The following is a 21,618-nucleotide window of genomic DNA, read 5'->3' on the forward strand; positions in this document are numbered from 1 at the left end:
ACAATGCCCTGTCTTCAGTGCGCCAGCAAGACAGGCACGCGTCCGTCGCGCAGCATCGTTCGGGTCACGCCGCCGAACACGAACTGGCGCAACCGGCTGTGACCATAGGCGCCCATCACCATCCAGTCGGGCTTCAACGCTTCGACGGCGGCCATCAGGGCATCCTCCACAGCGCGCCCGTCCCGTGGCCAGCTATGGACTTCCGCTTTGATCCCATGGCGGGCAAGATATTCGGGAGCATCAGTCGCGGGGAAGACATTTTTGCTCGCTTCCTCCACAGTCACGATGTGCACATCCTGCGCGAGCTTCAGCAGCGGCACCGCGCCCCGCAGAGCCGCCGATGCTTCCTGCGATCCATCCCAGGCGACCAGCGCCCGTCCCGCTACCATCAGCGATTTCGCCGATTGCGGGACGGCCATCACCGGCACCGGCCCTGACAGGGCCAGTTCGGCGGCGATCGGCGGTGGATCGGTGAGCACCCTGCGCGGCCCTTCAGGCAGGGTTACGACGATGACATCGGTCAATGTCGAGGCGGCCAGTAGGCCATGAAGGATATCGCCATCGAGTTGCCGCCAATCCCAACTCACACCTTCTGCGCGAAGCCTTTCCTCGGCGCGCGCTTTGATTCGCTCATCAATTTCACGCAGCTCGTTGATGATGGAAGGCGCCAGCGCCGCGCCGCCATACATGTCCGCGGCCACCATATCGGGCATTTGCGTCACCTGAACGCAACGAATGTGCGCCCCCGTCGCGCGCGCGATGTCGCACGCTGCCTGCAGGCGGCTTTCCGCGCCTCGATCGTCATGGATATGAAGCAGTATCGATTTCATCTCACATCTCCTGCCGAGGAACCGTAACTTGTCCTTGCTGGCTAGGATCTGACGGCCTCCGCCGCCATCCGGGATAGTCCTTATAGTCTTTGTCCCCCGAAAACCCGATCTGGGTGGCATGACATGGACAACGATACGCCTCGAACTCGCACGCACACCTGCTTTTCCGAACGGATCGGCAGCTCGCAGCTATGTCATGCGCCTGCCGCTGGGCCAGGACGGGCTGATCGACGAGCAGGAATATCGGCATAAACCCGAACTCGCCACCGTCCGGCGCTTCTGGCCGAATGAACCCGACCGGCATGGCTGGCTGCTACGGACTTCCAACGGCTGGGCGCTGTCCTATGAGCCGGGTGAGGAGGATGACGAGCGACTCTTCCGCCTGGACGCGCATGCGATTCAGCCCGGCAGCTATCTGACGCTAACGGAGCCGGATGGCGAGCGCCTGCCCTTCGTGGTGAAGGCGCTCGCCGCGGCATAGGGTTCAGAACTTTACGCCCACACCCACGCCAAAGACCAGCGGATCGAGATGCACGCGAACCTTCTGCACGCCCGCCGCCGTGGTCGAGAGCCGGGCCGTGGTATCGATATCGATATATTTGACATCCAGGTTCAGGAAGATGCTGTCCGTCAAATCGACATCAACTCCGGCCTGCACTGCCCATCCGAAGCTGTCCGACATGTGCACCTTGGTCGCGCCTACCGCGCCCTCCAGCGCGTTCGACGCCTTTTCATTGTAGAACAGCGTATAATTGACCCCCGCCCCGACATAGGGCCGGATCTTGGCTTCCGGCAGGAAATGATATTGCGCCGTCAGCGTCGGCGGCAGCACCCAAGTGGATGCCAAACGGCCGATCGCCCCGGTCGTTCCAGTGCGTCCGCTGGCGCTGTGCTTGGTCGTGGCGGCGATCAGCTCAAAGCCCACATGGTCGGTCGCCATATACGTCACGTCGATCTCCGGCATCACGCTGTTATCGACTTTCACCTTTTCGCCCGGAAAGGCGGGCAGCACGCTCCCGCTTCGTTCATTGGGCGCAACCATGATGGCGCGCAGCCGCACCAGCACGTCGCCTTGCGCAGCCTGCGCGGGTGCGGACATGGCGGCGCAACCAGCCGCTGCTCCAAATAAGATAGTCTTGATGTGCATTTCCAAAGTCTCCGTCCCTGTTGTCGGTGACATGGCTTTGCCCCGGCGCCGCACGCCCGGCATTGATCCGGCGCAAGCGGCAATTTGACCTGGCTCAATGCTGTGCGCGCTATCCCATGCGATTCGGTTCAGCCATGTGGACCTACTATCCTGACCTGCTGGCCCAGCCGGTGCCGCGCTACACCAGCTATCCCACCGCCGCGCAGTTCACCGCCGATGTGGGCGCGGATGACCTTGCAGCCAGGTTGGACGGGGTGGAAACGGACGCACCCCTCTCCCTCTATGTCCATATCCCCTATTGCCACGACATATGCTGGTATTGCGGCTGCAATACAGGAGCAGCCAATCGCGCCCAGCGGTTGACCGCTTATGTCGAGGCGCTGGAACGAGAGATGGCTTCCATCGCGGGGCGCTTGCGCGGACGCGGACGCGTCGCGCGGATCGCCTTCGGCGGCGGTAGTCCCAATTCGCTGCCGCTCGTCGATTTCGTCCGCTTGCTCCAGCAATTGCTGCTCTGTTTCGATGCGCGTCACGCCGAAATCTCGGTCGAACTCGACCCCCGCCGCCTCGACGCCACCTGGATTTCCACCATGGCGGCCATGGGCGTCAGCCGCGTCAACCTTGGCGTACAGACCTTCACCCCGCATGTTCAGGCCGCGATCGGCCGCATTCAGCCGCTCGACATGGTGGAGCGCGCCGTCGATCAATTCCGCGCAGCCGGGATTGCGATCGGTTTCGACCTCATGTACGGCCTACCCGGCCAAAGCCTCGACGATCTTGCGGCGACTTTGGAAGCAAGCATCGCGATGCAACCCGCCCGTGTCGCCCTGTTCGGCTATGCCCATATGCCGCAGCTACTGCCTCGTCAGCGCCGCATCGACGGCAGCAATCTGCCCGATCTCGCCACGCGCTTCGACATGGCCGCACAAGGCTATCGCATGTTAACCGCCGCTGGTTATGCGGCGATCGGCTTCGACCATTTCGCCCTGCCGCAGGACGGCCTGGCAATAGCAGCACGTGACGGACGGCTGCGCCGCAACTTCCAGGGCTTTACCGATGATCCCGCCGATATTCTCCTGGGCCTGGGCGCCAGTGCGATCAGCCAATTTCCGGGCCTCATCGTCCAGAATGAGAAGCAGGCCGGACCTTGGCGCGAACGCGTAGAGCGCGGCGAGCTTTCCGCCACTCGCGGCACGCTGCGCACGGGCGATGACCGGCGTCGTGGCAGGATCATCGAGGCGATCCTCTGCCGGGGCGAAGCGCATGTGGGAACTGCCCTGCCCCTGCCGGACCTGTCGCGCTTCGAGCGACTTGGCCTATTGCGATTGAGCGAAGGCCGAGTGCAACTGACCCCCGGCGCGCTCCCCTACGCCCGCAGCATAGCCGCCGCATTCGACAGCTATCTGCAACCAGCGGAAAAGCGGTTCAGCCATGCGGTTTAGTGCGCTGGCGCTGGCAAGCCTCGCCTTCGTCAACCTCTCGGCCGGACAGGTGCCCCACTTTGCGGCGCGTTCGCCCTATTTCTGCGGCCCACCCCCTCTCGGTTGGATCCCTCCGGGCCGACACAAGCCCGCGCTGCCTTCGGACGAGAAAATGGGCTGCCACTTCCTGATGTGCGGACGCAAGCGCAATCAAACCAGAGCAGATGGGTCTTGCCCCCCTTAGTTGAACCGTTCACCCCGTCGTCATCCGGGACGAACGAACCAGCAGAACCGACGTTCGACCGCGATGACAGGAAACTCAGACGCCGCGCAGCGCGACATATGCGCCCACGGCGATCACCGTGACGGCGAACAGCCGCTCCAGCAGCCCTTTGCGCGCCGCCATCTTTCGGCCGAGGGCGATACCTATAGCCGCCCCACCGACACCGCCCGCGATCAATACTCCCACGAGTGACCAATCGACAAAACCCGACAGCGCATAGGAAGCCGCAGTGGTGAGACCCAGCGCCGTGACGACGACGAGCGACGTTCCCACTGCATTTTTGAGTGGCATGGCAGTCGCCATCATCAGCCCCGGCACGATCAGGAAGCCGCCGCCGATCCCGAAAAAACCAGCGGCCAATCCCACTCCAAGGCCGATCGGAACGAGGCGTGGCAACAATCGACCAGCGGTTGCTCGCGACAGCCGAACATCGGGCACATCGGTGGTGCGCTTCGTCCGTAGCATGGAAAGGCCCACGCCGATCATCAGCAAGCCAAACAGCATCAGCAATCGCTGGCCGTCTACAGCTTTACCGATTTCCGCGCCGATCGCCGCGCCAGTGACGCCAGCTCCCGCGAAAACGAGGGCGCATGGCCATTTCACCGTACCGGCGCGGGTATGGCCGATCAGGCTGAAAGCCGCATTGGCGGCGACGGCGACCGCTGCCGTCCCGATGGCGGCATGAGCAGACCCCACGCCCACCACATAGACCAGCAGCGGCACGGCAAGGATTGAGCCGCCGCCCCCGACCAGACCCAACACAGTCCCGATCAGGCCGCCCGAAGCCAGAGCCGCAACGATCATGGCCGGAGACATGATCAGCCTACGCGCCGAGAGAGCGGCGATTCCATGGCATCGCCTGCAACAGCTTCGCCATGCCGCACCAGCCGGTCGCCCCCGCCATCATCAACCCCGCGCCAACAAAGGCCGAAAGGCCGAAAAAGGCGGGAGCGACGAGGAAGCCGAGCAGGACGCCCAGCAGCACAAGGCCACCGGCCACCAGTTGCACCTGCCGCATGATCTCCAACGGCTGTGCCCGATCGAGGCGCGTCGGCAATCCCGCCGCGCGCCAGCCGTCCAGACCGCCCTGAAGTATATGGCAGGGCGTGAAGCCCGCCGCCGCCTGCAAGGCTGCCTCATTGGCTTGCGTTCGCATGCCTGACTTGCAGTGAAAGATGATTGGCCCGGCCACCTGTGGCAGTTCCGCCAGACGATCGAGCGGGACATGGATCGCCCCCGGAATATGCTCGCGGGCATGTTCGTCAGGTCCACGGATATCGACGAGCGTGGCGCCCTTGGCCACGGCTTTATCCGCGTCATGCGGGGTAATGGTTGTGATCGGCATCTGATCATTCCTTGCAGAAAATGGTGTAGAGACTGGCGAGCAATTGTTCCGTCCGCCCATCGGCGATGCGATACCAGAGCGTCTGGCTCTCCCGTCGAAAAGCGACCAGCCCCTCCTCCCGCATCCTGGCGAGATGCTGCGACAAGGCGGATTGCGACAAACCCACCTCTTGCGCGAGGTCGCCCACGGTCATTTCGCCATGTTCGACCAGCTTGCACAGCACCATCAGGCGCCGGGCATTGCCCATCGCTTTCAGCAGGTTCGAGACTTCGCCCGCCTTCTTTTCGAAGGTGGCGAGGTTCATCAACGGACGGATCATCATGCACTCCATTAGATATTGCTAATTTAGATATATGTAATATATTGTCAAGGAGCAATGGAGGACGACATGGACACAAAGCCCCTGATCGAAGCCTTTTTCGACGAGGCGACCTATACGGTGAGCTATCTGGTCGCTGACCCTGAAACCCGGGAGGCGGCAGTCATCGACCCCGTGATGGATTTCGACGTCGCCAGCGGCGAGGTGGATACGCGCTCAGCCGAGCGGCTGCTGGCCTTTGCTGAAAAGCAGGGTTGGCGGATCACTATGGTGCTGGAGACGCACGCCCATGCCGATCATCTGTCCGCAGCACCCTTTATCAAGGGCAGGACCGGCGCGCCGATCGGCATTGGCGAGCATATTTGCGACGTGCAGAAAATCTTCCGTCCCGTCTTCGGACTCAACGACATGCGAATCGATGGTTCCGATTTCGACCGTTTGTTTCGAGATGGCGAGCAGTTTTCAGTGGGCACGTTGCGCTTCACCGTCATGCATGTTCCGGGGCATACACCTGCGGACATCGCTTATCTGGTCGGCGATGCGGCCTTTGTCGGCGATACATTGTTCATGCCTGACTATGGCACGGCGCGGGCGGATTTCCCCGGTGGCGACGCTCGCATTCTTTACCGTTCCATCCGGCGGCTGCTGAGCCTGCCCGATGAAACCCGCCTGTTTCTGTGTCACGACTATAAGGCGCCCGGCCGCGATGACTATCGTTGGGAAACGACTGTCGGTGAAGAGCGGCGCGCAAGCGTCCATATCCATGACGGAGTGGATGAAGACAGTTTCGTCGCCATGCGCGAAGCCCGTGATGCGACGCTGCCCGTGCCTCGGCTGCTGTTGCCTTCCATTCAGGTCAATATCCGCGCAGGTCGTTTCCCCGAAGCGGAAAGCAACGGCGTTCGCTATCTCAAAATTCCGGTGAAGATGAAGACGGTCTAACTGCGACTTATACCTATCGCGATCTGCTCCGATGCGCTTAGGCTAGCTAAACCCATGTTCAATATCGCTCACCCCTATCTTTCCCTGATCGCATCGATCGCAGTGGGCCTGCTTGTAGGGATGGAGCGCGGCTGGACACAGCGGAACTTCGGCAAGGGTCGACGGGTCGCGGGCTTTCGCACCTTCGGGCTGATCGGGTTGCTTGGGGGGCTCGGTGGCCTTGCCCCCGACATGGTCGCCGCTGCCCTGGGCCTGGGCGTCGCGGCCGTGCTGACGGTCGGCTACAGCCGAAGCGCCGATCAGGATCATCTGTCCGCAACCACAACGCTGGCGGGCCTGCTGACCTTCGGCGCCGGTTTCTGCGCCACTCGCCTCTCCCCTGCTCTAGGCCTGGCAACAGGTGCGGCGATCTTTGCGATCCTGAGCTCACGGCAATCGATGCACGCTTTGCTCCGGGGAATGGATGAGAGCGAGATTGAGGGTGTGTCCCGCTTCCTGCTGGTGTCTCTCGTCATCCTGCCGCTACTGCCAGATGCCTCCTATGGCCCTTACGACGCCTGGAACCCCAGGAAGATCTGGATGGTGGTCGTCTTCGTGATGGGACTATCCTTCGCCGGTTATGCTATCTCCAGGCGCTTCGGCCGCGATCGCGGTGTCTTGCTGGTCGCGCTTACCGGGGCCATCGTGTCGTCCACCGCCGTCACCGCCGATTATGCCAGACGGCTCCGCAACGAACCCGATGGCCGAGGATTGCTGACGGCAGGCATTGCGGTCGCATCAATCGTGATGTTCGTCAGGGTGCAGTTGGTGGCGCTTGTCCTCGTTCCCCGCGCGCTGCCGTCTCTGGCACTGACCATGGCTCCGGCAGCACTTGTAGCCGTCGCGTTCGCCCTGACCGCATGGCGTGCCCACGGCAAGGGCGGCAACGGAGCCGCGGTCGCCAATCCCCTGGGCTTTACCCCCGCGCTCCTACTGGCTGCCCTCGTCGCGGGATTGTCGCTCGCCGCGCGTTGGGCATTGGTACATTTTGGGCAGCAGGGCATGGCAGTCGTCCTCACCCTCACCGGCATATCGGACGTCGATGCAGCCGTGATGACGATGGCGGGGCTCCCCCAACATGCGATCGACGATCAAACCGCTGGCTTCGTACTGGGCGGCGCGGTTCTGGCCAACACTCTGGCCAAAGCCGTCATGACGGTGGGCATCGGTTGGGGCCACGGCGGCTTGAGAGCCGCAATACCGCTGTTCGCCGCTCTTGCAGCGGCGGCGGCGAGCCTTGCCGCCTGGATCGCGATCGGCTGACTTTCACGCCACGCGCAACATGGGATGGAGCGCTGGCACCAGCTCAGTGGCCGAGTATCAGAGGCCGTTTACTGCGGGTAAGCAGACGCCGTGTCACGCCACCGAATGTTTCCATGATCCTTCCGCGGCCATAGGCGCCCATGATAATATAATCCGCCCTCCATTGTTCGGCCTCTTCCTCGATTATCGCGTCCGCAGGATGAAGGCGATCGTTGAGAACCCGAATGCTCGCGTGCACATTGTGACGCGAGAGATATCGGGCAGCGTCACTAGGTTCAGCCTGAATCGAGCCGTCCTTTATGGTCAGCACTTCGACTTCCTCCGCCAGCGCAAGCAAAGGCGTGCAGGCTCGCATCGTTGCGATGCATGAAGGATGGCCATCCCAGGCCAGCAATGCCCGTTTGATGCTGAAGCCATTGACCTCTTGTGGCACGGCTAGAACCGGAACCCGGGCGTGCATCAGCACCTGGCCGACGATCGTCCGCATGTCTGGAAGAGGATAACTGTCCAATTGCCGATTGAGGACGACAATGTCCGCAAGCGCGGCCTCCTTCAGGAGGCAGCTTGCTATCTCCCCTGTGATGTCGACCCAGTCCCAACTCACATCCTCTTTGGCGAGGCGAGCGCTGATCTTTGTCTTGTTCCGGGCTTCGCTCTGGCGCTCATCAAGCATGACAGCGGTTTCGCCAAAACCTGCATAAAGATCGCCGGCTATGACCGGAAATGGCGTGACATCGATGCATTGAAGATGGCCGCCGAGGGCACGGGTCAAATCCAGTGCCGCTTGCAGTCGAGCTTCCTGACCCTCATCATCATGTACCAGGAGAAGAATATTCTTCATCATAGCCTCCTCGACAAAGGCATCAGGTTAAGGCGCGTCATCTATAGCAGGTATGAGGAAACATACTTAGAAGCGGCAGCGTCGCCTTTTCTTGCGTCATAAATCGGGCGCCTGCTCCTTTTGTTGACCCAAGGGGAGCCCCGCCGCCGAGTTGTCCTCAGCCGCGATGAATCCCTGCCGCATAATGCAGGTTATGGACTTTACCAGTGGTACTGGAACATCATCCTGCCGCGCTCGCTCTTACCAGAGAGATAGAGCACCAGCGCCAATAGCTGCACCGAGGCCAGGCTTTCGGAACACCACCGCGCGTTCGAAAGCCGCAGCTCTCGTTAGGAAAATAGATCGCCATGTCCACGATAGGTCCGCAACCTCAAGTCGAGAGCACATCCCCGCCCGTTCCCCGCGACCTGAAACATGTGTCGCTGAAGGAGGATATGGAGGTGCAATATTGGTCTCAGCGTTTTCAGACATCTCGGCGCCAATTGGAGGAAGCGGTGGAAAAGGTCGGCCATAGCGTTAATGCGGTAGCCGACTATATCGGTCGAAACCGCTGACGTGCCATGAACCGCATCGACCCGCCACTGCCCCGTAACACAAGACGGGCGGATTGCCTTGAATCGGCGATTTTTCCCGCCGATAGCCGACATGCCTGCTTCTACAAAGCCCTGCCCCGATCAGGTAGACGTCCCAGCCGCTCATTAGTCGCAGACGGGGCATTCCCGGAGTTGACGGGCTAGCTTTCCAGCATTTCGCGGATGCGAGCGGAGAGCATTTCGATCTGAAATGGCTTGGTGATCATCTGCATGTTGTTGGACAGGAAGCCGCCCCGCACGGCGGCCCCTTCCGCATAGCCCGTCACAAACAGGATGGGCAGGTCGGGCAAATGCGCTCGCGCGATTTCCGCCAATTGCCGCCCGTTCATTCCCGGCAAGCCAACATCGGAGATCAGAAGGTCGAAACGCCGCCCGGACTCCAATATGCGCACCGCCTGCTGTCCGTCGGCGGCCTCGGTCGCCTTGTAGCCCAATTCCTCAAGCACATCGCGCACGAGGAGCCGGACGGAGTCATCATCCTCGACCAGTAGCACCGACTGGCCGTCGCCATGATGAATGGCAGCATGTTCGACGGATTCGGTTTCAACTTGTTGTTCCGCGATCGGCAGGAATATCCTGACCACCGTCCCTTCGCCCACCGTCGAATTGATGCGCACCAGGCCATTCGACTGCTTGGCGAAACCATAGACCATCGACAGGCCGAGACCCGTGCCCTGCCCGATCGGTTTGGTCGTGAAGAAGGGATCGAACACCTTGTCCAGTGTGTCGTCATCGATGCCGACGCCGGTGTCAGACACCCCAACCATGATATAGCGGCCCGGCGTGATGCCTGGATTGCGCGCGCAACACTCCGCATCCAGCTCCACCTCTTCACATGACAGCGTCAGTCGGCCGCCGTCAGGCATCGCGTCGCGGGCATTGATCGCAAGGTTGATGATCGCGCTTTCCAGCTGATTGGCGTCCACCAGCGCCGTCGGCAACGGGGGGAGGAAAGGATTTCCACCTCGATCGATTCATTCATGGTGCGGCGGAGCAGGTCCTCCAGCGAATGAATGAGCTTGCAGACGTCGGTGGGGCGGCTGTCGAGCGATTGCCGCCGGGAAAAGGCGAGCAATCGGGACGTCAGCGCCGCCGCGCGCTGCGCCGACGTGCTGGCGGCATCCATGAAGCGATCAAGGTCGTCCAGTCGGCCACTGGAAATCCGACGCTTCAGGATGTCGATGGCTCCAATGATGCCCGTCAGCATATTGTTGAAGTCATGCGCGATCCCGCCGGTCAATTGACCGACCGCCTCCATCTTCTGCGCCTGGCGCAACGCTTCCTCGGCCCGGGCGCGTTCTTCCGCCTCGGCTTCCAATCGCAGCAGCGCCTCCCGCAATTCGCGCGTGCGGGCATCAACCTCCTGCTCCAGCCGCTGGGCCGCCTCCGCGAGCGCCTGCTGGCTCCTCTTCTGCTCGTCTATATCGACAATCACTGAAATCGAGCCGGTGACCCGTGAGCTGCCGGGGTCGAGTAACGGCACGCCGCTTACCCGGGTCCAGACCGAAGGACCTTCTGTCGGGTGATGCAGAAACTCGATTCCCCGCACCTGCTCGCCCTTCAGAGCGCGCATCGTCGCGAAGCGATCCCGCGTGATACGGCTTCCATCCTCTTCATAGCCTTCCCACCGGTCCTCCCCGTCAGGCAGCCGGGCGGGGATGTCTCCGCTGGGCAGGAAGCGGCGGAATGCGGGGTTGGAAAGCAGTGTGCTGCCGTCGGTGTTTATGAACGCGACGCCGACCGGAAGATTTTCGAGCAATGTATTGAGGCGGCCGCGTTCTGCATCGATGGCCGCGAACTGGTCGCGGATCTGCAATTGTTTCTGCCGGGCCCTTATGCCCGACGCGACAGCGCTGATCAGTGATTCCCCGCTGACCGGGCGTTCCAGCAGGATGACGCTGAGCGCGTTATCGGGCAGTCGGCGTCTGATGGCCTCGCTGGAAGCAAAACGGCCCGCCTGTCGTCCGGCGAGCAGTATGAAGGGAACATCCGACCATGCAGGCTGCGCATCCAGCGCGCGGTGCAGGGGGCCAAGGTCAGTGAACAACGCTTCTTCCGTGACCAGCGCGACGCCCGTCTGCTCATCGATCGCGTCGGCCACCTCCGTCAAGGTGGGGCAGATTTGGACCCGATGCCCCTCCCCCCGCAGCAGCCGCGTCACGCTGTCCGCGTCGCTGCCATAAGGTGCGCTGACGATGACCCGGAGGGTTGAGGATGTCGCGGCCTTATGCACGGCCGTCGCGATCCTCCATCAGTGGTGTGGAAGCTCCCAGATATTCCGGCGTCCCGGTCAGCACGCCCCTGAAATCAGAGAGCGGCGCACCGACCCGAACGCCATGGGCGTCGATCCTGAATTCGCGGATGGAGTCTTCATGCGCGCCGCTGCGGTGCTTGATGACCGACAATGCCTTCCGGATGCGCCCCTCTGCCTCGAAAAAGCGCAGTAGGATGACGATGTCCGCGATGTAGGACACATTGAGTTCGTCGGTTCGCATCGACCCGAAGAAGCCCTGCTGTGGATTGACAAGCAAGGTCACGACGCCCCGGTGGCTGAGGTAAGACAGAAGTTCGTGCAACTGCAGGATCAGCTGCTGTTCCTGAGGCATGGCGGCCAGATAGCCATTGAGGCTGTCGATCAGGATGATGCGTGAATTTCGCTCCTCCACTTCCTGCCTGACCATGGCGGCGAATTCGCCGGGCGCGACCTCTGCCGGATCGATCTGGCGGATGACAAGGCGGCCGTCGTCCATCAAAGCCTGTAGATCCGTTCCGAACAATCGCGCTCTGGTGATGAGCGTTCCGATGCGCTCATCAAATTCGTATATCACCGCATTTTCGCCGCGTTCGCAGGCGGCGATGACATATTGCAGGGCCAGCGTCGTTTTGCCCGCGCCCGCAGGACCAGTGATGAGCGTGCTGGTACCGCGTTGGGGGCCGCCGTCCAGAATGGCGTCGAGCTCCGGAACCTTGCTGGCAATCGGTTCGCCGACGAACGGCGCATGATGGTCGGACGCGATGAGACGGGGGAATATGTCGATGCCACCCTTCCGGATGATCATGTCGTGATAACCGGCGACGAAATCGACGCCGCGCATCTTCTGGATTTGCATGCGCCGCCGCGCCGCACCGAAATCAAGCGTCAGCCGCTCGAGCGTTATCACTCCATGGCAAAGGCTGTGCAGGTGATTGTCGCGGATACCCGCGCCGCCCGTCAGGTCGTCCACCAGCAGAACCGTGGTGTCGATCTGCGCGAAAAACTGTTTGAGGAACAGCAGCTGGCGCCGGTAGCGGAGCGGGTCCTGCGCCAGAAGCCGCAATTCGGACAGGCTGTCGAACACGATGCGACGGGGCTTCAGCCGTTCCACCTCCTCCCGGATCAGTTCGATGGTGCCGCCCAGTTCCATTTCCCAGCTGTGCAGGATGGATTGGTCCCGCCCTATGCCCAGCACTGAATCGGCAGAAGCAAGTTCGAAGAGGTTGACGTTGTTCAGGTCCCAGCCGTGCGAGGCAGCGACGACCGATAATTCTTCGCTGGTTTCCGACAGCGTCACGTAGAGGACTGGCTCGCCCGCCGCCACGCCTTCGAGCAGGAATTGCAGCGCGAGCGTCGTCTTTCCTGATCCGGGAGCGCCTTCGAGAAGATACAGTCTTTGGGCAGGCAGACCTCCCCCCAGCACCAGATCGAGCCCTGAATTGCCCGTCGAAACGCGATCAAAAATTCCTGTCATTCAACCATGCCTCCGTCAGCACGGCCGTCAGCATATCGATCAAAGTCAGAAAATCTATCGCCTGCCAAGGCAGGATCAGACGCACCGCACCGCAAAATCATCAAGCTATAACGCCGCAATATCCCGGCGGTTGCATCTTCATTGCAATGGCTTAACGACCGGGTGCATCGTGGGGCGCAGAGGCTGTGTCGGTGCGATCGGGGTGGGTATGGGCCGGATTCACTCTATGCGGCTTCCTTGCAGCGGCGACGGCGCTGGATCATAGGCGGCTGACACAAGCGGTGCTGATCGGAATAGTAGTGTGACCCAATCCTGCGATCTTGCGATCCGAATACGGCGCGCGGCATTCAACCGGGCGTTGGCGGAGATGGACCTGAGCGCGATAGGCCCGCTGCTGTCACCCGCCGCGATACTGGTGACCGGCAGTGACAGCGGAGTGATCAGCGGCCGGAAGGCGCAGCTAATGGCATGGAAGCGCGAGTTCGCGTCGGCCGAGCGCACCATCTATGTCCGGATGCCCACCAGCATCACCGTCTCGCCGATCGAACCGATCGCGATGGAACAGGGCGAATGGAAAGGTTTGGCGGCTGACACGCAGGAGCCGACCGCGTCCGGTATCTACAGCGCGAAATGGCGCAAACCTCGGGACGAGTGGCTGATCGAGGCGGAAATCTTCGTGACGCTCGCCTGATGTTGGTTGGCCCGGCGGACAAGGCCGGGCCAGCCGAAAGTCGTCAGTCTAGAGCCTTCGCCATGATCCGGCCAAGCCGTTCGGCAAAGGCGCGCGGATCGGTGGGCAATTCGCCATCGGCAATCCGGGCCTCGTCCAATAGCAGCCAGGCGGCATCTTCGCGCAGGCTATTATCGTCCTGGAGGTTGCTCAGCCGGACGATCAGGCTGTGGCGCGGGTTGAGTTCTAGCACAGGAGCCGAAGCCGCGCCGCCGCGACCGGCAGCGGCCAGCAGCTTTTCCAGCTGGCGATCCATGCCATGCTCCGCCGCGACGAGGCAGACCGGGCTTTCGGTCAGCCGTTCGGACACGCGGACATCGAACAGCTCGTCCTTCAACAGATCTTTGGCGAAGTCGATGAAGCTGCTGACTTCCTCCGACGCAGCGGGCGCGGCCGTCTCGCCTTCGGGCAGGGGCACGAGGCTGAGGTCGGCAAGGCCCTGCGTCACTGATTTGAAGGGCTTGCCATCAAAATCGACGCCAGCGGTGACCCAGAAGCTGTCCACCTGATCAGTCAGCAGCAGCACCTCAATGCCGCGCGCGCGGAAGCCTTCGAGCTGCGGCGAGGACGCAAGGCGGTCGAGATCAGAGCCGGTGGCGTAGTAGATCGCCGTCTGGTTCTCCTTCATGCCCTCGGCATAATCCTTCAGAGAGCGCCAGCTATCGGTCGAAGCAGTGGATTTGAAGCGGGCCAGGCCGAGCAACTGCTCGCGGCGGGCGAAGTCCTCGTACAGCCCTTCTTTCAGCACCGCGCCGAAATTGTCCCAGAATTTGATATAGGCTTCGCCATCATTGGCGGAGAGCTTTTCCAGTTCGGTGAGGATGCGATTGCTGACGCCCTTCTGGATCGCCGCGAGAACAGGACTTTGCTGGATCATTTCGCGCGACACGTTGAGCGGCAGGTCGCTGGAATCGACCAAGCCGCGCACGAAGCGCAGGTAGCGCGGCAAGATCTCCGCCTCGTCGGTGATGAAGACGCGGCGGACATAGAGCTTCATGCGGCCGGTGCGATCGGGATCGAACAGGTCGAACGGCTTCATTTCGGGGATGAAGGCCAGCACGGAATATTCATGCAGACCCTCGGCCCGATAGTGCAGCGTCAGCGCGGGCTGGTCGAACTGACCGGCGACGCTGCGGTAGAAATCGGTATATTCCTCCGCGCTGATCTCGCTCTTGGGCTTGGTCCAGAGCGCCGCGCCATCCGCGATCTGCTCGGGTTCGGCATCGGGCTTCTCCTTGAGGAAGATCGGCACGGGCACATGGCCGGACTGGTCCTTGATGATCTGCTGGACGCGATAGCGTTCGGTATAGGACGCGGCGTCTTCCTTAAGATGCAGGATGACGCGGGTGCCGTGGTCCGGCGCTTCGGCTGTTTCGGCTGTTTCGGCGGGCTGGACGGTATACGTGCCAAGGCCATCGGACGACCAGCGCGCCGCCTGGTCGGAGCCTGCGCGGCGGGACAGGACGTCGACGCGATCGGCGACCATGAAGGCGGAATAGAAGCCGACGCCGAATTGGCCGATCAGCTGCGTGCCTTCCGCGTCCTTGGCGCTGGCGACGCGTTCCATGAACGCCTTAGTCCCGGAACGCGCGATCGTGCCGAGCGCCTCGACAAGCTCGGCCTCGCTCATACCGATGCCGTTGTCCTCGATCGACAGCTGGCGGGCGTCGGGATCGAGCGTCACCGTCACTTGCGGGCTGCCGCCAGCGGCGAGCGCGGGATTGCTCAGGCTTTCATAGCGCAGCTTTTCGCAGGCGTCGGCGGCGTTGGAGATGAGTTCGCGCAGGAACACATCCTTGTCCGAATAGACCGAGTGCACCATCAGGTGCAGCAATTTGGCTACGTCAGCTTCGAAGGAACGGGTTTCAGGAGCAGCGTCGGTCGGGTTCGTCATGGCGTTTCTTTCATGCCCTCCAATGAATTTGGCCGCCGGACAGATGGCGCGGGGAGCGGCGGGTTTCAAGCTGGATGGGGTTCAATTCATGAATGAGAAGGTGAATTAATCGCGTTTGGAACGGGGAAAAGCATGTGTAACCAACATATGTGTTTGGTTACAGAGCATATGCTGATATAGCCCGGAAATGCTGGATTTTTCTTCCTCGCCGGAGCAGGCGTTTCTTTTGCTGGGGAGGCTTGATGGGCGGCTTGCCAACAGCCCGGCCACCGACATCTGGCTTGCCCGGTCGCGCCTTAAAGGGGCTGCGGCGCTGGCCAGTGTTGCGTCCGTGCCCATTTCCGTCGGCGATTTGCAGGACTGGATTTGCGGGCGGACGCCCCCACCCCGCCATAGCGAGGGGCTGAACGACCCCTTGTCGATCGCGGCGCTGGTTCATTTCGTGCTTTCGGCGAGCGAGGGTGAGCGCGATCCGATCGCGCGGGCGACGCTGAACATATCACGCCAGCTGCTGGACGACAGGAAAGAGGCGGAAATCTGGGCATCAGACGATCTGGTGCGCTTTGGCCCGGCCTGGCGGGCGGTTCAGGCGGTTGTGGAGGCCCCCTACCCTTCAACGGGCGTGGAAGAGGTGGCGGAGCGCCTCATCGCGGCGCGGGAGGGCCTGGCGGCGCCTATGAGCGAGGGACAATTGCTGACGACGGCGGATGGACGGCGGCTGCAAATCGATCCCCGACGGCCGGATTTGGGATGGGTGGTGGCAGCGCACATCCCGGCGGCGCTCGAAGCGTGCAGGTTGACGACACGGCGACTGCCTTCCTTCGTGGATCTGCCCCGATTTCCCAGGACGGATATAAGGACGCTGGCGGGGCAGCTGATCGAAATGATCGGGCGACAGGCGGCGCAAGGATTGGCGGAACTTAACCGGCTTGAGGCGCGGCTCAAGAAGCTTCCCCAGGAGCTGCCAGTGACGAAGCGGAGCAAGGCGCCCCTGCTGATGCGGTTGGAACTGGCCTATCCGGGTTTGAGCAAGGTGGCGATCGCGCGGTTGCTCGGCATCTCCCATCAAGGAGCGACCAAATTGGTGTCGCAGCTCGCTTCTTCTCTCCCTTCCAAAACCTAGAAGAATCTCCTTCTGGTTATAGGGTTTAATAGAAAGTTAGAGAGTTACGCTTGCGCCGGATGCGCCAAAAGTGGCGGGGATAGGCGAGTCGGTCGAACCGGGCTGTTCCCGAAAGGTCGGGCTTTCGTTCCTGGAGTGTCGAGGCTGGCGTTCCTGATGTGTCGGGGAAACGTTCCTGAAGGAGCGTTGGCCGTTCCTGGAGTGTCGATGGTGCTTGGATAAGGGGGGGATTTCAGCAGGGATTGAATCAGTTGCATTGGTCGGCCGCTTAATGTCGTTCAAAAGCTGTGGATGAAATGAAGTCGGCAGTAGCTTCGGGAAATCAGGCGCCGAACGCACTGTGGAGCAACCGACACTTCGGGAACGCTTATGCGCTAACGACCAAAGCCGGAATGACGAGGGGGCCTTTTGGGCCGAAACGTCAAAGGCGGTGACGGTTCTTTTCATGAAAACGGCGCACGAAGCCGATGAAGGCTTTCTGGTAGTTGACCGGCGTGCGTGTCGGGTCAGCGTCGAGCCAGTTGCGGAAATCCTGATGGAGGGACTGATAGTCCCAACCCGGACATTCGGTGCGCAGGGTGGCAAGGGTTGCGTCGGTGAGTTCGCCAGCGGTCGCGCGGGAGGAAAGGCTGGTGACCGTGCGGCGGATGACATCCCCGGCGTCGAGAAAGGGTTGCGGGTCGGGTGCCGAACTCTTGCTGGGGGACGCTTTCGCGCCGGTCAGAGCCGCGACCTTGGGTGGGATGCCCATTTTCGCAGTCGGGGCGTCGTTTGAGGCGCGTGGGGCTTCGGCCGACCGGCGGCTCATGCGTAGCGATGGCTCGCGCTTACCCTGGGGCTGTTCCAGCAATAATGTGTAGCCGGGCAGTGGGTCGCGTTCGGCGATCTTGGCGATCTCGAACTTGAAACGGCGATAGGCGCCTTCTGCCCCTGATTTTTCGAACAGGGTTGGCATGGAGATGGAGAAGCCCCCCTCCCCTGCCCCGCCAGCATGTTTGCGCGCGACCTTGTATAGCCAGCGTTCGCGGCCGCCCGTCAGGTCGAAATAGGCGCGATCGATGGACAGGACACCGCCCTGCATCAATACGCCTTCGTAGAACCAGTTGCTAAGTTCAATCGTCATGCCGCGCGAGCGTTCGGTGCGTTCATCGACAAGCTGGGTCCAGCCATCGAGCCAGCTGAAGGTCGCTTCGCGGCGGTTTTCGGCGCGGATGTTGGTCTTGATCGTGGTGGACACCAGACGGTCGAGCGACTGGCCGAGCAATTCATAGGCGCGGCCGGTGGTCGGGCGATGAATGGCGCGCAGCAAGTCATAAGGCATGAGATGCAGCTTGCGCGGAACGTCATTGATGCCGCGCCGGGCCATGTCGGCCAGGACCGAGGCGCAATAGATGAGGATGTCGGCATCCCAGATGGTCGCCATGCCGTAATCGGGATTGGCGGACACATGGACCCAGGCTTTGCCGTCGGGGGAGGTGTAATCGATCGGTTTGACGCGCTTCGACTTGGCGAGGCTGAAGAATGGCCGCTCCATCATCTCGCGCTGGTCGCGCAGCGGCATGTCCGCGATATAGGGAAGGAACAGCTCAAACTGATCGGTAAGCTCGGCCTTGCCGGTGCGCGTCATGGGCGGCTCCTTGGCAAGGGGAGGGTGTTTCCCCGGGGAAACGGGGATGGAACCAGGGCGAAAGAATGGAGGTTCCGGGAGGAGAGGGGAAGGTGGCCCGATCTGGACCTGTCCTGTTTCCCCGGGGAAACAGCGCGTGACCCAAGGGCGGGCAAGATGCCCGTTCCCTGCGCCGCGATGCTGTTGTGCCCCCCCGAGCCTGTCACTGCTGTAGACCCATTCCCTGCCGCTCAAGATGTTCGAGCGTGTCGCGGAGCGCGGTTGCCAGTGTGGCCATGTCCGCCCCCGAGCCTGCGTGGAAGCGGATGGTGATGCCCTGGCGGTTGACCGACTGCACGGTGAGGGCGGGGCGGCCGTAGCGCGTGGTCCAGGTGAAGGGCTCTTCCTTCGGTTCCGACACGGCTACGCGCGGCGCGTCGAGCAGGCGCTTCAATACTTCGGCAGCGGGGAGAGGCGGTGCGCCCGCGTAACGGCGTTCCCGTTGTGTCGTGATGAGCCGCGCGGCCTCTGCATTGATGGCCGGGGCAGCAGCAGGATCATCCAGCGCTTGTGCCAGCGGATAAGCAGGTTTTAGCTGGACATCGCCGGGCGAAGGGAAGGCGTCGATGATGTAGTCAGGAATGCCCGCAACCTTGATCATCTTGCTGAGCCAGCCCTTGGAGAGCTTTAGCCGTTCGGCCATGCGTGTGAGGTGGCTGCCATAATGGGCGCCCAGCGCTTCGGCATAGTTGCGCGCGCGCTCAAGATCGGTGACGTCCTTGCGCGCGCGGTTTTCGAGGTCCGCGAGGCGGAAGGACGCTTCATCGTCCAACTGGGCGACCTGCGCCACGAACATCATGTCGGGATAGCTGTGCGCCCGCAACCAACTGATCGAGAAATGGCGGCGCGTGCCCGCGATCACTTCATAATCATGGTCCGGATCGCCTTCGACACGGCGGATGACGGCGGGCACTTTTTGCCCGCCCTCCGCGATGATTGAGTCGATCAGTTCGCGGCAATTGTCCTCAGTCAGATGGGAGTAAAGCCGGGCGTTGCCGCGCCAGATACGAACCTTTGCTGGATCGAGCAGCAATTGTGTGACCTGCCGCACCTCGCCTGAGGCGAGCCGGGCAAGCGCTGTTTCGCGGCCGAGCAGTGTCGCGCCGCGCGCGCGTTCGGGGCGAGCCGGGGCAGGGGAGGGGGACGACCTTTCGGCCTCAGGCACAGGCGGGCTGTCGGCCGCTGGAACGGGGGCGGGACTTTCCGCCTCGTCTGACAAAAGGGCTGCCAGATAATCCGATTGCTTACGCGCCATGGGCTTGTCCTCCGATTCGCGGGGAACATATGGGGAACATGTCTGTGTAGGACAGCTTTGATTTTTGTTCGCGCAGAGGCGCAGAGGCGCAGAGAGGGTGTGCGAGCGGCGCAGTCCCTTGTTCGACGCAGGTGACAGCGCCAAGCTGAGGCCTTGCATCGGCAAATTTGCCTGCGGCGCTGTGCGTGCCCTCCGCATCTCCGCGTCTCCGCGTGAAATCAAGCCGCATTGACGATGTCCTCCTCACGCGCGGGAGCGACGCGGCCCCAGCTTTGGCGGACGAGCGCTTCGATCTGGCCCATGGCTTCGTCGAGATTGGCGCGGCAGCGCTTGTGGGTGCGCGGCGTGCCGATCGGCTTTTCCAGTTCGTACACGGTCATCATGCGCAGCGCGGCATGGCTGATTTCCGCACTGTCGAGGATGGGCACGGGGAGAAGGGCAGGGCCGAAGCTCTGCTCCATGATCGCGCGGACCATCGAATGGCTCGGATCATTGCTGTCGAATTTCGAGCAGAGCAGGCGGATAAACTGATAGTCGACCTCTATGCCAGCGGTTTGCAGCTGCTTGATGACCTGATCCATCATCGAGAGGAACTGGACGGTCGAGCAGAAATCGGGCGTCGTCGCCGCGAGCGGGACCAGCAGGGCGTTGGCCGCCTGCATCACCGCAAGGCTGATCGTGCCGAGCGCTGGCGGGGGATCGAGCAGCACCACATCATAATGGCGGGCGAGGTCCATCAGGCCCTGTTTCAGCTTGCGGAACCGCGCCGCGAGGACGGAGCCGCCGTCGCTGCCCGCTGCCGCCAGTTCATATTCCACGTCGAACAGCTCAAGGTTCGACGGGATCAAATCGACATTGGGCCAGGCGGTATGCTTGACCGCATAGAGAAGGTCGACCTGAGTCGGATCGATCGACAGATAGGGATAGAGCGTCTCTTCCCGCTGAATATTGAAGTGCGGGTTGAAGCCGAACAGGGTGGTCGTGGTCGCCTGGCTGTCGCAATCGACGACGAGCACGCGATAGCCCTGCACCGCGAAATAATGGGCGAGATGCGTCGTGACGGTCGATTTGCCGACGCCGCCCTTAAAATTCTGCACCGCGATGATCGCGGGAATGTCGAGCGGGGCGCGTTCCGGCGAGGCGCCCAGCACCTGCCGCATGTTGAGCAGCTCTTCGACCTTGTAACCCGGACGGCGACCATTTTCGGTCGGCGGGGCAGGGGGAAGGCGGCCATCTTCCTCCGCCATGCGAATCCGATTCGTGGAGCAGCCGAGCAGTTGCGCGGCTTCGGCGATGCCAAAGCGGACGTTGAGTTCCTTGCGGCTGTCAGGCAGAAAAGCCTTGCGGCGCAGCCTTTCGACCATCTTTTCGCCGGCCTCGGCCAGATCGCCGATCTGGCTCACTACTGCGTTCATTTCCGACCCCGCACGGCAAGTTGAAGCTCAATCGGGAATGCTATCGCAGAAATCCTTCAAATCCGCAATCTATGCTGAATTTGCATGCGGTATGGGGAAAAGGCCGTCACCAAGATCAATGTTGCGCGCCTCGATATGATGGTGAATGCTGGCATATATATCAAAAAACCGCATTTTTCCGGGACTGCGCCATGCCAACTACGCTGCCAACCCGCCAGATTGGCCCGCTCACCGTTTCCGCGATCGGCCTTGGGTGCATGAACCTTAGCCATGGGTATATGCCGCGCCCGGATGTCGGCCAGGCCGAGAGGCTGCTGCTGCATGCGCTCGATTCGGGGGTGACGTTTTTCGATACCGCCGCAATCTATGGCTTTGGCCGCAATGAAGAGCTGCTGGGCCGCACATTGATGCACCGGCGCGGCGAATTCACCCTGGCGAGCAAGTGCGTGCTGGGCGAGATTGACGGCAAGCGCGGGCTGGATGGATCGCCGCAAGCGATCGCCAGCGTGCTGGAAGCGGCATTGCGGCGGCTGCGGGTGGAGCAGATCGACCTCTATTATATGCACAGGCTGGACCCCGCTGTGCCGGTCGAGGAGTCGATGGGGGCTTTGGTGCGCGCGGTCGAGGCGGGGAAGATCCGTGCGATCGGCCTGTCGGAAATGTCGGCGGCGACGATCAGGCGTGCGCATGCCGTCCATCCGGTCGCGGCGGTGCAGACCGAATATTCGCCATGGACGCGCAACCCGGAAATCGCGGTGCTGGATGTTTGTGCGGAACTGGACAT

The 21,618-nt window shown here is 62.0% G+C and carries 21 protein-coding genes (1 of these 21 cut by a window edge); 8 read left to right on the plus strand and 13 right to left on the minus strand.

Going from position 1 to position 21,618, the window contains the following annotated elements:
- Positions 1-14 precede the first annotated feature (14 nt).
- Positions 15-830: a universal stress protein gene (locus ACWNC0_RS03455; RefSeq protein ID WP_449469615.1), complete on the minus strand. Its 816-nt coding sequence runs from the start codon at positions 828-830 to the stop codon at positions 15-17.
- A 118-nt stretch (positions 831-948) separates the two neighbouring features.
- Here ACWNC0_RS03455 and ACWNC0_RS03460 point away from each other — a divergent pair, with 118 nt between their 5' ends.
- On the plus strand, positions 949-1,311 hold the full coding sequence (locus tag ACWNC0_RS03460; RefSeq protein ID WP_449469617.1) for a hypothetical protein: 363 nt from the start codon (positions 949-951) through the stop codon (positions 1,309-1,311).
- Between the two features lie 3 nt (positions 1,312-1,314).
- On the opposite strand, the gene ACWNC0_RS03465 is transcribed toward ACWNC0_RS03460, so the two are convergent.
- The gene (locus tag ACWNC0_RS03465) at positions 1,315-1,977 is read right to left on the minus strand and encodes an OmpW/AlkL family protein (RefSeq protein WP_449469619.1); all 663 of its coding nucleotides are present in this window, start codon (positions 1,975-1,977) and stop codon (positions 1,315-1,317) included.
- Positions 1,978-2,111: 134 nt separating this feature from the next.
- On the opposite strand from ACWNC0_RS03465, the gene hemN reads away from it, so the two are divergent.
- Positions 2,112-3,419: an oxygen-independent coproporphyrinogen III oxidase gene (gene hemN / locus ACWNC0_RS03470; protein WP_449469859.1), complete on the plus strand. Its 1,308-nt coding sequence runs from the start codon at positions 2,112-2,114 to the stop codon at positions 3,417-3,419.
- Between the two features lie 298 nt (positions 3,420-3,717).
- On the opposite strand, the gene ACWNC0_RS03475 is transcribed toward hemN, so the two are convergent.
- The 3 genes from ACWNC0_RS03475 to ACWNC0_RS03485 are packed head-to-tail and all read right to left on the minus strand — an operon-like array spanning position 3,718 to position 5,348.
- Positions 3,718-4,497: a sulfite exporter TauE/SafE family protein gene (locus ACWNC0_RS03475; protein ID WP_449469621.1), complete on the minus strand. Its 780-nt coding sequence runs from the start codon at positions 4,495-4,497 to the stop codon at positions 3,718-3,720.
- Between the two features lie 7 nt (positions 4,498-4,504).
- On the minus strand, positions 4,505-5,026 hold the full coding sequence (locus ACWNC0_RS03480; protein WP_449469623.1) for a rhodanese-like domain-containing protein: 522 nt from the start codon (positions 5,024-5,026) through the stop codon (positions 4,505-4,507).
- Between the two features lie 4 nt (positions 5,027-5,030).
- Positions 5,031-5,348, minus strand: coding sequence for an ArsR/SmtB family transcription factor (locus tag ACWNC0_RS03485; RefSeq protein WP_449469625.1), 318 nt, complete (start codon positions 5,346-5,348; stop codon positions 5,031-5,033).
- 66 nt (positions 5,349-5,414) lie between these two features.
- On the opposite strand from ACWNC0_RS03485, the gene ACWNC0_RS03490 reads away from it, so the two are divergent.
- Both ACWNC0_RS03490 and ACWNC0_RS03495 read left to right on the plus strand, forming a co-directional pair.
- Complete coding sequence (locus ACWNC0_RS03490; protein ID WP_449469627.1) at positions 5,415-6,287, plus strand: MBL fold metallo-hydrolase; 873 nt, start codon at positions 5,415-5,417, stop codon at positions 6,285-6,287.
- A gap of 54 nt (positions 6,288-6,341) precedes the next feature.
- Positions 6,342-7,589, plus strand: a complete 1,248-nt coding sequence (locus tag ACWNC0_RS03495) for an MgtC/SapB family protein (protein WP_449469629.1) — start codon at positions 6,342-6,344, stop codon at positions 7,587-7,589.
- 43 nt (positions 7,590-7,632) lie between these two features.
- On the opposite strand, the gene ACWNC0_RS03500 is transcribed toward ACWNC0_RS03495, so the two are convergent.
- Positions 7,633-8,433, minus strand: coding sequence for a universal stress protein (locus ACWNC0_RS03500; protein WP_449469631.1), 801 nt, complete (start codon positions 8,431-8,433; stop codon positions 7,633-7,635).
- Positions 8,434-8,777: 344 nt separating this feature from the next.
- On the opposite strand from ACWNC0_RS03500, the gene ACWNC0_RS03505 reads away from it, so the two are divergent.
- Positions 8,778-8,984, plus strand: coding sequence for a DUF3606 domain-containing protein (locus ACWNC0_RS03505; RefSeq protein WP_449469633.1), 207 nt, complete (start codon positions 8,778-8,780; stop codon positions 8,982-8,984).
- A 179-nt stretch (positions 8,985-9,163) separates the two neighbouring features.
- On the opposite strand, the gene ACWNC0_RS03510 is transcribed toward ACWNC0_RS03505, so the two are convergent.
- The 3 genes from ACWNC0_RS03510 to ACWNC0_RS03520 are packed head-to-tail and all read right to left on the minus strand — an operon-like array spanning position 9,164 to position 12,751.
- Entirely contained in the window at positions 9,164-9,949 is a 786-nt protein-coding gene (locus ACWNC0_RS03510; protein ID WP_449469635.1) for a response regulator, read from the minus strand.
- Positions 9,868-11,256, minus strand: a complete 1,389-nt coding sequence (locus ACWNC0_RS03515) for a histidine kinase dimerization/phospho-acceptor domain-containing protein (protein WP_449469637.1) — start codon at positions 11,254-11,256, stop codon at positions 9,868-9,870. The genes ACWNC0_RS03510 and ACWNC0_RS03515 overlap by 82 nt, the downstream gene beginning before the upstream one ends.
- Entirely contained in the window at positions 11,249-12,751 is a 1,503-nt protein-coding gene (locus ACWNC0_RS03520; RefSeq protein ID WP_449469639.1) for an ATPase domain-containing protein, read from the minus strand. The genes ACWNC0_RS03515 and ACWNC0_RS03520 overlap by 8 nt, the downstream gene beginning before the upstream one ends.
- Before the next feature lie 301 nt (positions 12,752-13,052).
- On the opposite strand from ACWNC0_RS03520, the gene ACWNC0_RS03525 reads away from it, so the two are divergent.
- Positions 13,053-13,442: a nuclear transport factor 2 family protein gene (locus ACWNC0_RS03525; protein ID WP_449469641.1), complete on the plus strand. Its 390-nt coding sequence runs from the start codon at positions 13,053-13,055 to the stop codon at positions 13,440-13,442.
- Positions 13,443-13,485: 43 nt separating this feature from the next.
- Here the strand turns inward: ACWNC0_RS03525 and htpG are convergent, their stop codons facing one another.
- Positions 13,486-15,375: a molecular chaperone HtpG gene (htpG, locus tag ACWNC0_RS03530; RefSeq protein ID WP_449469643.1), complete on the minus strand. Its 1,890-nt coding sequence runs from the start codon at positions 15,373-15,375 to the stop codon at positions 13,486-13,488.
- Between the two features lie 187 nt (positions 15,376-15,562).
- Between htpG and ACWNC0_RS03535 the strand changes: the two genes are divergently transcribed.
- The gene (locus tag ACWNC0_RS03535; protein WP_449469644.1) at positions 15,563-16,498 is read left to right on the plus strand and encodes a hypothetical protein; all 936 of its coding nucleotides are present in this window, start codon (positions 15,563-15,565) and stop codon (positions 16,496-16,498) included.
- Positions 16,499-16,919: 421 nt separating this feature from the next.
- Here the strand turns inward: ACWNC0_RS03535 and ACWNC0_RS03540 are convergent, their stop codons facing one another.
- The 3 genes from ACWNC0_RS03540 to ACWNC0_RS03550 form a co-directional block, all read right to left on the minus strand.
- Positions 16,920-18,125, minus strand: a complete 1,206-nt coding sequence (locus tag ACWNC0_RS03540) for a replication initiator protein A (protein WP_449469646.1) — start codon at positions 18,123-18,125, stop codon at positions 16,920-16,922.
- Positions 18,126-18,327: 202 nt separating this feature from the next.
- Positions 18,328-19,419, minus strand: a complete 1,092-nt coding sequence (locus tag ACWNC0_RS03545) for a ParB/RepB/Spo0J family partition protein (protein ID WP_449469648.1) — start codon at positions 19,417-19,419, stop codon at positions 18,328-18,330.
- A 218-nt stretch (positions 19,420-19,637) separates the two neighbouring features.
- The gene (locus ACWNC0_RS03550) at positions 19,638-20,834 is read right to left on the minus strand and encodes an AAA family ATPase (RefSeq protein ID WP_449469649.1); all 1,197 of its coding nucleotides are present in this window, start codon (positions 20,832-20,834) and stop codon (positions 19,638-19,640) included.
- Positions 20,835-21,025: 191 nt separating this feature from the next.
- Here ACWNC0_RS03550 and ACWNC0_RS03555 point away from each other — a divergent pair, with 191 nt between their 5' ends.
- Positions 21,026-21,618: the 5' portion of an aldo/keto reductase gene (locus ACWNC0_RS03555; protein WP_449469650.1), read on the plus strand. It continues 421 nt past the right edge of the window; the window shows 593 of its 1,014 coding nt (coding positions 1-593); its start codon is at positions 21,026-21,028; the stop codon falls past the right edge of the window.

It is taken from the genome of Sphingobium chungangianum (assembly GCF_977014255.1).

Bases quoted from the DNA above. Each gene is read 5' to 3' on its own strand.
- ACWNC0_RS03455 (WP_449469615.1), bottom strand. From the start codon at position 830: ATGAAATCGATACTGCTTCATATCCATGACGATCGAGGCGCGGAAAGC.
- ACWNC0_RS03460 (WP_449469617.1), top strand. From the start codon at position 949: ATGACATGGACAACGATACGCCTCGAACTCGCACGCACACCTGCTTTT.
- ACWNC0_RS03465 (WP_449469619.1), bottom strand. From the start codon at position 1,977: ATGCACATCAAGACTATCTTATTTGGAGCAGCGGCTGGTTGCGCCGCC.
- hemN (WP_449469859.1), top strand. From the start codon at position 2,112: ATGTGGACCTACTATCCTGACCTGCTGGCCCAGCCGGTGCCGCGCTAC.
- ACWNC0_RS03475 (WP_449469621.1), bottom strand. From the start codon at position 4,497: ATGTCTCCGGCCATGATCGTTGCGGCTCTGGCTTCGGGCGGCCTGATC.
- ACWNC0_RS03480 (WP_449469623.1), bottom strand. From the start codon at position 5,026: ATGCCGATCACAACCATTACCCCGCATGACGCGGATAAAGCCGTGGCC.
- ACWNC0_RS03485 (WP_449469625.1), bottom strand. From the start codon at position 5,348: ATGATGATCCGTCCGTTGATGAACCTCGCCACCTTCGAAAAGAAGGCG.
- ACWNC0_RS03490 (WP_449469627.1), top strand. From the start codon at position 5,415: ATGGACACAAAGCCCCTGATCGAAGCCTTTTTCGACGAGGCGACCTAT.
- ACWNC0_RS03495 (WP_449469629.1), top strand. From the start codon at position 6,342: ATGTTCAATATCGCTCACCCCTATCTTTCCCTGATCGCATCGATCGCA.
- ACWNC0_RS03500 (WP_449469631.1), bottom strand. From the start codon at position 8,433: ATGATGAAGAATATTCTTCTCCTGGTACATGATGATGAGGGTCAGGAA.
- ACWNC0_RS03505 (WP_449469633.1), top strand. From the start codon at position 8,778: ATGTCCACGATAGGTCCGCAACCTCAAGTCGAGAGCACATCCCCGCCC.
- ACWNC0_RS03520 (WP_449469639.1), bottom strand. From the start codon at position 12,751: ATGACAGGAATTTTTGATCGCGTTTCGACGGGCAATTCAGGGCTCGAT.
- htpG (WP_449469643.1), bottom strand. From the start codon at position 15,375: ATGACGAACCCGACCGACGCTGCTCCTGAAACCCGTTCCTTCGAAGCT.
- ACWNC0_RS03535 (WP_449469644.1), top strand. From the start codon at position 15,563: ATGCTGGATTTTTCTTCCTCGCCGGAGCAGGCGTTTCTTTTGCTGGGG.
- ACWNC0_RS03540 (WP_449469646.1), bottom strand. From the start codon at position 18,125: ATGACGCGCACCGGCAAGGCCGAGCTTACCGATCAGTTTGAGCTGTTC.
- ACWNC0_RS03545 (WP_449469648.1), bottom strand. From the start codon at position 19,419: ATGGCGCGTAAGCAATCGGATTATCTGGCAGCCCTTTTGTCAGACGAG.
- ACWNC0_RS03550 (WP_449469649.1), bottom strand. From the start codon at position 20,834: ATGAACGCAGTAGTGAGCCAGATCGGCGATCTGGCCGAGGCCGGCGAA.